Raw genomic sequence first — 11,544 nt, 5'->3', positions numbered from 1 at the left:
CTACAGAGGCCGAGACCGCTTTCATCAGATGGCTGGATAAGGAGTGGGAGGGAGAGGTCGGCTACCAGGGCATCCAATCGACCCGCCCGGATACTCTCGCCGCTGCACTCAACGATTCGCCAGCAGGATTGGCAGCGTGGATCGTGGAAAAGTTTCGAGCGTGGAGCGACCGTAGCAGCGGGGCAGATGTTCAGACGTTGGAGGAGAAGTTCGCGCGCGACGATCTGCTAACCACTGTCTCTCTGTACTGGTTCACTCAGAGCATTGGCTCGTCGTTCCTCTCGTATTACGACTTCCGGCACCGTGCAGAACGGCCGATCGTCCGTGTGCCGGCGGGGATCGGTGTCGCTCAAGGGGACCTGGGATACCCGCGGTCGTTGGCCGAGCGGTGTTACACCGACATCCGTTCATTTGAGGTGCTGCCGCACGGTGGACACTTCATGGCAAAAGAAGAACCCGGCGCTGTTGCTGCCTGCATCAGCGCCTTCTTCGGAGCACTGCAAAAGACGGCCGGCAATCGTCCCCGCCACCAACTCCCCTAGCTTGTGAGTTCGCGAGCCCCGAACTGTCCCGGTTCCTAGGAAGTGGAACGCCCAGGACCGGGCCTCCGAAAAATGGCGACACGCCACCCGATTTCGTTCCATAACTATCCTCATTAAGACGTGCCACGCAAATCGTACAGAACAAATATCGGGACAGTTGCGGCTGCCAAAGGTGTGCTGGTGGTACGTCTCGGTCTTCAGATGCGAGAAGAAATTCTCGGCGACCGAGTTATCCCAGCACACCCCGACGACTCCCATTGACTGGGTGAGACCGTTGCCGCCGCACCATTTCTGGATTTCGTCTGAGGTGTATTGGGAGCCCCGCTCAGAATGAAACACCGTGGTTTCCCCGACCAGGTAGCCGTGGTCACGGGCCATAGCCAGTGCGCCGGTACAGAGGCTGGCGCGCATGTGATCGACCATGGCCCAGCCGATGACCATGCCCGTGCACAGGTCGATCACGGTGGCCAGAGCCACCCCTCGCCGGTGCGCAGATACGTGATATCCCCGCAGAGCAGGGTCCCGGGCAGCATGGAGGTGAAGTCCCGCTTGCCGTCCTCATCGAGCATGTGATTGCGGATATGCGCGGTTTTCGCCGGCGGGTCCTGCACGGGGTTTGCTTCCACGCCTTGGTGCGCACGGCCCGCAGGCCCTGCTCGCGCATGACCGCACCGACCGTCGGGGCGGCGACCCGTACGCCCTTGGCTTGCCGGGCCCTGAAGGTATCCCGTGCCTCGTTCTACCGGTGGCGCAACCCCACGGGTCCCTCCCCGCGCGCCGTCGGCACCGGCGACTGGTTACCGAGCGTACTGGCCTGGGGCGCGGTTGTCGGGATGGCAATCAACCGAGGAGCCAGTGTGGCTAGGATGAAAACAAGCAGCAGTCACCCCAAATTGAGGACCCTTATGCCAGGCGCCGTGACCCTGATTCGTTCGGACAAACTGGCCTCAGCTGCAGAATATGCATACGCTGCAACTTGTCCCAGCAAGGCACGACTTATCTTCCTAGCCGGTGCTTGTCCCCTGAATGACGACGGCTCGACGGCCGGTCCTGGGGACTACGAGGCACAAGCCCAAAAAGCAGTTGATAACATGTGCGTTGCGTTGGAAGAAGCTGGTGCGGGCCTTACAGACGTCATCTCCACCCGGGTCCTCGTGGCCTCCACTGAACGATCTGACCTTGTCGCGGCGTGGAATGTTGTTCGCGCGGCCTTCGGTGACCACGATGCTCCGAGCACACTGTTCGGAGTCACGGTTCTGGGCTACCCCGACCAACTTGTGGAGATCGAAGCTGTCGCAGCAGTCGTCGATTGAAATGGACGCGACCGCTCAGGGTTCCCCAACCTGGACTCCTCCAGGCCGACACCCCAGGGTTGGCGCAGAGGACTTTCGATACAGACAGTCACAGGCCAGACGCTGACAGCCCTTACGGCGGTACCTCGCTGCTAAAGAGCAACTGCTATTGACAGCATGCCGACAAGAGAGACCACATCGACGGGGGCGGAGGTATCTACTTTGACCGTGCGCCCTATGCCTAGTGGAACTGAATTTGCCGACCAATCCGCCCAGTCACGTTCTGCGACGCTCCCGGTCGGATGAATCTCGTGGCGTTGGCGTTCCACATAGCGCTTCCACGCAAGGCTGGGAGGAATTTCGCACCAGACTTCAGTGACCTTGGGGCTGCCTGATTGAGCTAAGCCGTCAGTTACAAAGCCAAGATCACGCGTCCGGTACCACCACGACTCGGCGATGACCGTGCCCGGAATCGCAGCTACTACCTGCCACATGGTGTCTGACGCAATCTGGCCAAGCTTGCCGCTAGTTACCTGCCCCAGACTGATATCTGCGAGGACTTCCTTGACTCTGTCTTTGGATACAACCGGCACGCCTAGCTCCTTGCCGAGTTGTTTGCTCAGAGTGCTTTTTCCCGCTCCGGGAAGTCCATTTATCAGGATCACAGATTCAGCCATAGTTCATTGTGTCGTTTCTCGGGGCTGTGTCCGTTTAGCGTTCCTCGAACGGACACCCGCCATTTTGCCGCTGACAGAACAACGCCAAATACAACTGCGATCCACAACCAATCCGGCTGTGGATCGCGTCTCTAGAGGCGGCATTTTCGCGACAATATCTGTCGGGCTCGCTCGGGGTGGAGCAGCGCTCGACCATGGCCCGCCACCGACCTGGCCTCACCGAAATGTCGCCGAATCCGTCTAGGCCGCAACGAAGAGTCGAATGGCTCGCTGCCCATCGATGGCGGATCCGTCAGCCATCTCGAAGAAGTAATTACACTGCCACTGCTGGGATTTTTTCGCCTGCCGATTCGTCGTTGCTGACCACGGCGGATAGACGCGGAACCCTCGTTTGCCTCCGGCGCCGCCCACGGACACGACGCCGTACTTGACGAGCGCCGCCTTCGGAAACGCGAACGCTCCGAAGCGGGAATCCTCCCGTACGCAGACCACCAGCACGTCGATATACTCCTCCGCAGGCAGCGGTTCGGTCGACCCGCCGAGAGAGCGCCGCCACACCGTCACGAACAATCCCACCTTCGTCGGGGTCAGCTTGCCGACCCTGAACCGAACCGGAGACCGACCGATTGCCGAGATCGCGGCACCGTACTCAGCGTTGTCGGGCTCGACTATGGCGGGCGAACAGACGAGGGCGAGGCCGCCGAGAACCCTCATCACCATGGCGACATCCGGATGGACCTGAACAGCAGACATAGAACTCCCACCGAAACGAATCCCCGACAGGAACGACGGGGCAGTGCACGAAGAGCTCAGCCCTCACTACCCCGACACTATCCGCACGTGCACGTCTTCCGGAAAGAGGATCCTGGGCAACGAATCCTCTGATTCACAAACGACCCCCTGCCGGGCCGACTTGAAGCCTCCATACAGGACACCCCTTAGGGGTGCTTCAGTCTGGCGTGCAGGAATCGCGCTTGCTCGTCCCTACACTTGTTGCGTGACTGATGCGCAGGTTCTCCATGCCTACGCCGCGCGTGCGGCGGACTACACGAGTGTTCTCGGTGCAATAGAAGACATGCATGAGCTTGACCGGCGTCGCATTGAACGGTGGGCCGAGGAGATTAGCGGTCCGGTGATCGACGCGGGATGCGGCCCAGGGCATTGGACGGACTTTCTTCACAAGCGGGGTGTCGAAATCTCTGGCGTTGACCTCGTTCCCGAATTCATAGAAAGCGCCCGCATCCGCTTCCCCGAGGTATCGTTTCGGGTCTCCTCACTCCGCGCCCTCGACGTAGCAGACGGGAGCCTGAACGGCGTCCTCGCATGGTATTCGCTGATTCATCTGTCCCCAACGGAGATGCCTCACATTCTTTCCGAGCTCGCACGCGTTCTCAGGCCACAAGGGCACCTGCTTGTTGGTTTTTTCGAGGGCGTGTCCGCCGAGCCGCTCGACCATGCAATTACCAAGGCGTACTACTGGTCTGTAGACCAGATGAGTCGCCTATTGCAGAATGCCGGGTTCGAGCTCCTTGACGTCGAAACGCGCCAAGATCACGGCAGCCGACCGCACGCAGCTATAGCCGCGATTGCCCGGTGAAGGTTCCTTGGGTTCTTGCGGTGATTGCAACACTTAGCGGATGGGTGTTGTTGTGGCGAGCTATTCGATCTACGTAAGACCGGATTTGCTGCAGGTGTTTTGGGCCGGGATGCAGGCCGGTGATTTCATCACGGATGCTGTGGTGCCGATCAATACGAGCAGGCGGACTGGGCGCCGTGTCCTGGCGGAGGCCGGGGGTGTCAGGCCTCGTCGCGGCCGGGATCTGAAGGGCCGGTGCCTGACCTTCGCCCAGCGTGAAGAGATCGCGGTGCTGCGCGCCCAGGGAAGCTCCCTAAGGGCGATCGGGGCCCTGATCGACAGATCGGCCTCGACGGTTTCCCGGGAGCTGCGCCGTAACTCGGTGGCAGGATTGCCTTACCGGGCGACCTCGGCCCACGCGCTGGCGTATGAGCGGGCCTCGCGGCCGAAACCGGCGAAACTGCACACGAACACCGTGCTGCGTGCGAAGGTGGAAGAGGACCTGAAAAAGAAGTACTCACCGGAGCAGATCGCAGGACGGCTCCGGATTGAGTTCCCCGATGAACCGGAGATGAGGGTGTCACCCGAGACGATCTACCAGTCCCTGTACGTGCAGTCCCGCGGAGCGCTGAAGCGTGATCTGACCGCGTGCCTGCGCACCGGGCGGGCGGTCAGGCAGCCCTGCAGGAAAGCCGGTCAGCGGAAGAACCGGATCCCGGGCATGATCAACATTTCCGAACGTCATCCCGAGGTTCAGGACCGTGCGGTGCCGGGGCATTGGGAGGGTGATCTCATCATCGGCAAAGGCAACCAGTCCGCGATCGGGACCCTGGTGGAACGGAACACCAATTACACGATGCTCGTGCACCTGCCGGACGGGTACAGGGCCGAGCAGATCCGTGATGCGCTGGTCGCGAAGATCAAGACGCTTCCCGAGGCGCTGAGGCATTCCCTGACCTGGGATCAGGGCATCGAGATGCAGGACTGGAAAACCGTGAAGATGGACACCGGCATAGACATCTACTTCTGGGACCCGCACTCGCCCTGGCAGCGCGGCATCAATGAAAACACGAATGGCCTGCTTCGCCAGTATTTCCCCAAGGGCACGGACCTGGGCATCCACAGCCAGGCAGACCTCGACTGGGTTGCCCAGGAACTCAACGACCGGCCACGCAAAAGACTCGAGTTCAAAAAACCGATCGAACTGATCGAAGGCCTCCTGTTGCAATGACCGCCTGAATCCGCCGTTCCTCGAACGGGCACCCGCCATTTACCGTTGACGGAACAACGCCAAATACCGCTGCGATTCACAAGCCTGGATTACTTGAGTCAGTTCGGACGCTACGCATGGCCCGAGCCCAGCGGTCAGTTCGACGACTAGTTCCATTCTTGGGTTCGCAGCTTCGTGACCATAGCCAGGCCTGCAGTCAGCGGCGCCAGCGGCAACTGTCCCGTAGGGTTTCCTTTTACGGGACTTCCCCGCCACCAGTAACTGGAAGACCCAAAACGGGCCCTAGCGAACGGCGCGGCGAGCGCTATGGTCTGATCAGGCCTCGGCGAGCGGCAGCACCAGCAGGTAGCAGGTAGGCAGATCGCAGCTCCAGCGTCTCGGCTCGCGGACCACGTACTGCATCGCCAGCTGCTCGGGGGTGAGCAGGCTGTTGGGCGCGGGCGACGAACCCCACTGCCCGCTGCCGTGGGGTGGACCGGATCCTGGACGCGGATGCCGGTGACCGAGAACTCCGGGAACTGGTCGGGATCGGTCGATCGGTGGTGGCGCCCATGTGCCTCGAGGCCACCAGCGACCGGTGGTGGAAGAGCGCCGTCATCTACTATGTCGACACGCAGTCCTTCCTCGGAAGGGAAAGCGGGTTCCTCCGGGTCGAGGTAGTCCCGGCGGCGGCTGCAGTCGGCGGCTTCCGGGGACAGCTGTGAAGCCGCCGCTGATGAGGTCGGAGGTGTCGTAGTCGTCCGGAGACAACGACGGCGGTGACCACCCCGTTCGTGCCCGTCCTCACGAGCTCCCGGCGTGAATCCGTGCCCTGCCCGCAGCCAGTGATCCACTGTGTGGGCGGTGGTGTTGGTGTGTTGGCGCTGATAAGATCAATGGCCGCCGCGGCCCGACGTGCGAGAGTATTTTCTCGACGCGGCTGCCCGCTGAGGCAGGCCAGTCGTGGCCGGGGACTCCCGCCAATGCCTTGCCTTCAGGTTCTGTGTCCGGCCGCCCAGCGGGAGCGCTAGGGTCTCATCCCCATACAGGAGTGTGCAGGGCACGTCATAGACCGGCACCACAACAAATGCGCCGGACCCACCCGGCGAGGATGGCGACGTTCTTGGCGTGGAGATCACCATTTCCCGTCAGCCAGGCGAACACGAACTGGAGGTATAGCTCCAGACCGAAGGCGGGCATCACCTCTCTCGACCTCACACGCGCCCGGTGCGAGTTCCCGCCGCTCCTGGACTACGACGTCGAAATCCGGCACTGAATGCCCGCCATCACCTTCGGCGGAAGAATCAACTAAATGCCAACCGTGGACCGTTAGACGGACACGCCCTGTCCGCCTGAAAGATCGAGTATGACCGCCTTTCACAGGATCCGATGGCTTACTTCCACGCCGTTCTTTCGCGCGTGGTGCCGTAGGGGACATCCTGGTCCAGGCTGACGGTGAATGTGTGCGGGCCGCTGCGTGTGACCATTAGGCCGTGTCGTCGGGCCATTGCCTCGGGCCTGAGGATTCGCACGGCGTCGTCCAGTGTGCTTTCCATCGATGCTCTTTCGCGGATGGTCAGGGTGATCGAATCACGGGTTCCCGTGTTTGTCATGGGTGCGTCCTTTATATATGGGTGTGTCGGAAAGGGTGACGGGAGATGACTCATCGCTGTACGTGTGCCGAGGGCACCATGGGCGTTGGCCTCTTCGTAGGGCACGAGATGCTGCTACCGGCTCACCCGCCCAGCGGTGGCGTGCGCGTGGGTGCGGCACGGCGGTCTCCGGTGGCCTCGACGGCGGCCGCCAGGTGCAGGAGCGCGGTATCGTCGTAGGCGCGGCCAGCGATAGTGACCCCTACGGGCATGCCAGTGTCGGCCATGGTGCCCATCGGCACGGTCACGGTCGGTATGCCGAGGTGCCGGGGCGCGAGGTTGCCGTTGGCCACCCACACGCCGTTGCGCCAGGCGACGGTGGCGGATGCGTCGTTCACGTCAGCGTCCGCCCGGCCGACGTCGGCGACGGCCGGGAAGATGACAGCGTCCAGGCCCCGCATGTTCATCCATTCCTCGAGGTCTGCGCCGCGGGTTTCCTCCAGTCCCCGCAGTCCCTCGGCCATGTGCGGAATGTCCTCCAGCGGCGGGACGCCTTCCTCGCGGGCTCGGAGGGTGTACTGGGCGAGGTCGAAATCCAGGTCGCCGTAGCGGTCGGGCAGCGCCCCTTCCGGAGGGGGGAAGATGCGCTGCCCGTTGACGTCGGCGAGGCGGTGAAGGGCGGGGTCGCCATTGGCCTCGAGGAAGTCATTCCACGCCCACATCGACAGTTCCCAGAGTTCGCGTTCCAGGTAGTCAGCGCTGACCAGTCCGCGGGTGGCGAGTGTCGGTGCGCCGGGGCGGTCGCCCTCGTAGTTGGTTACGACGGGGAAATCGACTTCGACTACCTCGGCGCCGGCGGCCTCCAAGTCACGGCGCATGGCTTCCCAGAGGTCAAGGACGGAGATCCGGGTCTGGATGCGTTGCCCTGTGGGGCCGCCGATGCCGGGGGAGTCGCCCGTGCCCGCGTCGGGGTCGGCGTTGATGTACATCCGTGGAACTCCGAGGCGGGTGCCCGCAAGGACGCGTGCGGCGGCCGTGGCGTCGGCCACTGCGAGGGTGCCGTAGGAGTCGGGGCGCACACTCGACGCGGCCGGGATCTCGATCCAGGGTTGCACGCGCCAGAAGTCTCCGCGGGCCTCGGTGTCGTCGGCGACGACGACGTCCAGCACCTCGAGGAGGTCCGCCATGGTGCGGGTGTGGGGGACGACGACGTCCATCGTCGGTACGAGCGGCCAGTTGCCGCGCACGGAGATGATCCCGCGGGAGGGTGTGTATGCACACAGGGAGTTGTTTGAGGCGGGGGCCCGGCCTGAGGACCAGGTCTCCTCGCCGAGTCCGAACGCTGCGAAGCTGGCCGCTGTCGCCGTGCCTGAACCGTTTGAGGAGCCAGAGCCGAAGGCCGCGGTCAGGTAGTCGGCGTTGTAGGGGCTTTCTGCCCGGCCGTAGACACCTCGCTGCATTCCGCCGTTGGCCATCGGGGGCATGTTGGTCAGTCCGATGAGCACCGCTCCGGCCGCGCGGAGCCGTTCAATCGTGAAGGCGTCGCGTTGGGCGACGAGGTGTTCGAAGGCGGGGGAGCCGGCCGCCACGGTGAGGCCGCGGACCTGGAAGCTGTCTTTGGCGGTGTAGGGGATTCCGTCCAGCGGCCCGAGGACCGCGCCGCGGGCACGGCGCTGGTCGGAAGCTTGGGCCTCGACGAGGGCGTCGGGGGTCATGACGACGAGGGCGTTGAGGCGGATCCCGCTGCGGTCGTAGGCTTCGATCCGGTCGAGGTAGAGGCGAACCAGTTCTTCGCTGGTCACGCGGCCGGACTCAAGTGCGGCCCGGAGTTCGGAGATCGTTGCCTCGACGACGTTGAAGGTGCTCATCGCCAGGCCTCCCCGTCCGTCGTTGTCCGGTGGGGAGCGGGCTGTTGCTGGGTGATGCAGTGGATGCCCCCGCCGAAGGCGAAGATGTCCCGGGCGTCAACGAGCTCGATCCGCCTGCCGGGGTAAGCCTGCGCCAGGATCCCGGCGGCGATTGCGTCGTTCGGGTCGTTGAACGCGCACAGGATGACCGCGTTGTTGGCCACGTAGTGGTTGATGTAGGACCAGTCGACGAAGCCGTCGCCGGCGTCGAGGACGGTGGGGGCGGGGACGTCGATGATGCGGAGGCGGCGCCCGGCCGCGTCGACGGCCTGCTCAAGAGCCGCACGGATCTGCTGGCAGACGTCGAAGTCGGGATGGCGCGGGTCATCCTGCCGGTGCATCAGGACCGTGCCCGGACCCGCGAACGCGGCGACTATGTCCACGTGGCCGCGGGTGCCGAACGCGTCATAGTCGCGACTCAGCCCGCGCGGCAGCCAGATCGCTTTGGTGGTGCCGAGTCGGGCGTGGATCTCTGCCTCCACCTCAGCCTTGGTCGCCCCGGGGTTGCGGCCGGGGTCCAGTTGCACGGTCTCGGTCAGCAGTACGGTGCCCTCGCCGTCGACGTGGAAGCCACCCCCCTCGTTGACGAGGGTGCTGGCCCGCAGGCCGGCGCCGGCCTCGGAGGCGACGAACCCGCCGAGGTGCTGGTCGTTTTCCCAGGCTGCCCATTCCTGGGCGCCCCAGCCGTTGAACACCCAGTCCACGGCCAGCACGGTGCCGTCGGGTCCGTGGGTGAAGGTGGGCCCGGAGTCGCGCAACCAGGCGTCGTCCAGCGGCGCCTGCACGACCGTGATCCCCTCGGCCAGCGCGGCGCGGGCCGCTTCGGCATCGGCGGGGTCCGCCACCATGGTCACGGGTTCGTGGCGGGCGATGGTCCGGGCGACGGTCGCCCATGCGCGCCGGGCCCGCTCCAGGGTGCTGCTGCCGACGGCGCCGAAGGTGTCGTTGGGCGTGGGGAAGGCCATCCAGGTCCGGTCGTGGGGGTGCCACTCGGCGGGCATGACCGTGTCTGTCGCAGTGGCGGGGTTCATGGCGGGGCAGTTCTTTCGGTTCGTGGGGGATAGGGAGGTGGGCGGAGACGTCGTCATGGTGCGACCGCCGCGGCGGCGGCGTCGAAGGCGACGTGCCCGCCCACAACGGTCAGGCGCGTCCGGTTCGTCAGCAACTGCTCGGCTTCGGAGAGGAAGGGGTCGGTGTCGAGGACGGTGAAGTCGGCGAGGTGACCGGCGACGATGCGGCCCTCGCTGTCTTCGGCACGGCAGGAGTAGGCGGCGTCGCGGGTTGCGTGGCAAAGGGCGTCGGCCAGGTTAAGGGCGTAGTCCGGCCGGTTTGGTGGCAGTGAGGGATCCAGAGCGGACTTCCGGGTGGTGGCGACGTACATGTTGGGCAATGGCTCGTGCGGCGCGGTGGGCGCGTCCGTGCTCAGGGCCAGGGTTGCTCCGGCGGCGAGGAATTCGGTCCAGGGGTAGGCCCGCTCGACGCGGTCGTCGCCCAGCACGGACCTCCAGTTGTCCTGGATCGCCGGGTCGGCGTGGACCGGTTGCATGGAGGCCACCACACCAAGGTCAGCTAGCCGTAGCACGTTGCCCCTAGTGACGGTCTCGAGGTGTTCGATGCGGTGCCGGCGGTCCTTCGGGCCGTTGATCCGGTGCGCCTCTTCGAGGGCGTCCAGGGCGATGTCGGACGCTTCGTCGCCGATGGCGTGCAGGGCGATCTGCATCCCGGCGGCATCGGCGGCGACCACCACCGGGATCAGGGACTCCCGGTCCCAGATGGGTTCGCACCGGCTGCCATCGGCGTAGGGCTCCTTCATGGCCGCGGTGCAGCTGTCGATGACGCCGTCGATGACGATCTTGATTCCGCAGATTCGCAGCCATGGGCCGGAGAGCTCGGCCACCAGGCCGGCCGCCCTGGCGACCTGGGCGAGGTTGTCCTGCTCGGCGGCCCGGCGGGTGACGAGCCAGTGGCCCTTCACACGCAGGGGCAGGGAGCCGCCGCGGCGGCGCAGGGCACGCCGGAAGGCGTCCAGGTCGTCGTCCTGGACGGCCATGTCCACGGCGCCGGTGACGCCGGCCGCGAGGTAGTGTTCGAAGGCCGAGTCGAGGTGTGAGTCTCTGTCGGCATCGGTGGCGGCCCGGGCGAGGGTGGGCCAGACGATCTGCTGCGCGGCGGTTTCGTAGAGCATCCCGTCTGCTGCCCCGGTGCCGGGGTCCCGGCCGATCCGCCCGCCGATCGGGTCCGGCGTCGCGTCGTCGATGCCCAGTTCGGCCAGGGCGGCGCTGTTGACCCATACCGAGTGCAGGTCGTTGGCGTCAAGGTAGACGGGACGGTCGGCCACGGCTTCATCGAGCATCTGCCGGGTCGGGGCCGTGCCTCCCAAAGCACTGTAAAGCCAACCGGCGCCGAGGACCCGGGGAGCCTGCGGGTTCTCCGCGGCCGCTTCCCGCAGCCGCCGCTGGATCTGGGAAAGGTCCGGGGCGTCGCGCAGGGCGACCTTCTGCGCGGCCTGTCCCATCATCAGGAGGTGCGTGTGGGCGTCGACGAACCCGGGTAGGACGAAGCCCCCGGCCAGATCGACCTCCGCAGCATCAGTACCGGCGGCCCGGCGCGCGTCGGTCTGGGCCCCGACATAGTGGAAACGGGAGCCCTCGACGACGAAGGAATCGGCTCCGGTGCCGTCGGCGGTGAAGATCGTGGCATTTGTGTAGAGAATGCGGTGTGTCACGGGAAGGCTTTCGGATGTTGGGA

The 11,544-nt window shown here is 64.8% G+C and carries 12 protein-coding genes and 1 pseudogene; 5 read left to right on the top strand and 8 right to left on the bottom strand.

Going from position 1 to position 11,544, the window contains the following annotated elements:
- Positions 1-542: alpha/beta fold hydrolase (locus tag ACZYZ4_RS09475; RefSeq protein ID WP_463860254.1), on the top strand; the 542-nt coding region annotated here is incomplete at its 5' end.
- 303 nt (positions 543-845) lie between these two features.
- Here the strand turns inward: ACZYZ4_RS09475 and ACZYZ4_RS09470 are convergent.
- Together ACZYZ4_RS09470 and ACZYZ4_RS09465 are read right to left on the bottom strand one after the other, a co-directional pair.
- A pseudogene (locus ACZYZ4_RS09470) lies at positions 846-983 on the bottom strand (IS3-like element ISGmo1 family transposase); the annotation flags it as partial.
- 17 nt (positions 984-1,000) lie between these two features.
- The gene (locus tag ACZYZ4_RS09465) at positions 1,001-1,168 is read right to left on the bottom strand and encodes a hypothetical protein (protein WP_463860227.1); all 168 of its coding nucleotides are present in this window, start codon (positions 1,166-1,168) and stop codon (positions 1,001-1,003) included.
- A gap of 279 nt (positions 1,169-1,447) precedes the next feature.
- On the opposite strand from ACZYZ4_RS09465, the gene ACZYZ4_RS09460 reads away from it, so the two are divergent.
- On the top strand, positions 1,448-1,855 hold the full coding sequence (locus ACZYZ4_RS09460) for a RidA family protein (protein WP_463860248.1): 408 nt from the start codon (positions 1,448-1,450) through the stop codon (positions 1,853-1,855).
- A gap of 131 nt (positions 1,856-1,986) precedes the next feature.
- Here ACZYZ4_RS09460 and ACZYZ4_RS09455 read toward each other — a convergent pair whose 3' ends face one another.
- Complete coding sequence (locus ACZYZ4_RS09455) at positions 1,987-2,511, bottom strand: P-loop nucleotide/nucleoside kinase family protein (protein WP_463860225.1); 525 nt, start codon at positions 2,509-2,511, stop codon at positions 1,987-1,989.
- A gap of 240 nt (positions 2,512-2,751) precedes the next feature.
- Positions 2,752-3,264: a MepB family protein gene (locus tag ACZYZ4_RS09450; protein WP_463860223.1), complete on the bottom strand. Its 513-nt coding sequence runs from the start codon at positions 3,262-3,264 to the stop codon at positions 2,752-2,754.
- A 244-nt stretch (positions 3,265-3,508) separates the two neighbouring features.
- Between ACZYZ4_RS09450 and ACZYZ4_RS09445 the strand changes: the two genes are divergently transcribed.
- The 3 genes from ACZYZ4_RS09445 to ACZYZ4_RS09435 all read left to right on the top strand — a co-directional run bounded on the left by ACZYZ4_RS09445 (position 3,509) and on the right by ACZYZ4_RS09435 (position 6,022).
- Entirely contained in the window at positions 3,509-4,108 is a 600-nt protein-coding gene (locus ACZYZ4_RS09445; RefSeq protein WP_463860221.1) for a class I SAM-dependent methyltransferase, read from the top strand.
- A gap of 40 nt (positions 4,109-4,148) precedes the next feature.
- Positions 4,149-5,318, top strand: coding sequence for an IS30 family transposase (locus ACZYZ4_RS09440; protein ID WP_463860219.1), 1,170 nt, complete (start codon positions 4,149-4,151; stop codon positions 5,316-5,318).
- 470 nt (positions 5,319-5,788) lie between these two features.
- Positions 5,789-6,022 (top strand): hypothetical protein, encoded by a 234-nt coding sequence (locus ACZYZ4_RS09435; protein ID WP_463860217.1) that lies wholly within the window; start codon positions 5,789-5,791, stop codon positions 6,020-6,022.
- A 669-nt stretch (positions 6,023-6,691) separates the two neighbouring features.
- Here the strand turns inward: ACZYZ4_RS09435 and ACZYZ4_RS09430 are convergent.
- The 4 genes from ACZYZ4_RS09430 to ACZYZ4_RS09415 form a co-directional block, all read right to left on the bottom strand.
- Positions 6,692-6,910 carry a hypothetical protein gene (locus ACZYZ4_RS09430; protein WP_463860215.1) on the bottom strand — a complete coding sequence of 73 codons (219 nt, stop codon included), beginning with the start codon at positions 6,908-6,910 and terminating at the stop codon, positions 6,692-6,694.
- Between the two features lie 122 nt (positions 6,911-7,032).
- The gene (locus tag ACZYZ4_RS09425) at positions 7,033-8,757 is read right to left on the bottom strand and encodes an amidase (protein ID WP_463860213.1); all 1,725 of its coding nucleotides are present in this window, start codon (positions 8,755-8,757) and stop codon (positions 7,033-7,035) included.
- On the bottom strand, positions 8,754-9,827 hold the full coding sequence (locus tag ACZYZ4_RS09420; protein WP_463860211.1) for an agmatine deiminase family protein: 1,074 nt from the start codon (positions 9,825-9,827) through the stop codon (positions 8,754-8,756). Before ACZYZ4_RS09420 ends, ACZYZ4_RS09425 begins: the two co-directional genes overlap by 4 nt.
- A gap of 53 nt (positions 9,828-9,880) precedes the next feature.
- Positions 9,881-11,521, bottom strand: a complete 1,641-nt coding sequence (locus tag ACZYZ4_RS09415) for an amidohydrolase (RefSeq protein ID WP_463860209.1) — start codon at positions 11,519-11,521, stop codon at positions 9,881-9,883.
- Between the last annotated feature and the right edge of the window lie 23 nt (positions 11,522-11,544).

It is taken from the genome of Pseudarthrobacter adonitolis (assembly GCF_055412845.1).
Note: the sequence above shows the minus strand (reverse complement) of the source record. Positions and strands in the feature narration are given on the sequence as shown.

Excerpts from the sequence above, each read along its gene's own strand:
- ACZYZ4_RS09460 (WP_463860248.1), top strand. The coding sequence starts at position 1,448 with ATGCCAGGCGCCGTGACCCTGATTCGTTCGGACAAACTGGCCTCAGCT.
- ACZYZ4_RS09455 (WP_463860225.1), bottom strand. The coding sequence starts at position 2,511 with ATGGCTGAATCTGTGATCCTGATAAATGGACTTCCCGGAGCGGGAAAA.
- ACZYZ4_RS09450 (WP_463860223.1), bottom strand. The coding sequence starts at position 3,264 with ATGTCTGCTGTTCAGGTCCATCCGGATGTCGCCATGGTGATGAGGGTT.
- ACZYZ4_RS09440 (WP_463860219.1), top strand. The coding sequence starts at position 4,149 with ATGGGTGTTGTTGTGGCGAGCTATTCGATCTACGTAAGACCGGATTTG.
- ACZYZ4_RS09430 (WP_463860215.1), bottom strand. The coding sequence starts at position 6,910 with ATGACAAACACGGGAACCCGTGATTCGATCACCCTGACCATCCGCGAA.
- ACZYZ4_RS09425 (WP_463860213.1), bottom strand. The coding sequence starts at position 8,757 with ATGAGCACCTTCAACGTCGTCGAGGCAACGATCTCCGAACTCCGGGCC.
- ACZYZ4_RS09420 (WP_463860211.1), bottom strand. The coding sequence starts at position 9,827 with ATGAACCCCGCCACTGCGACAGACACGGTCATGCCCGCCGAGTGGCAC.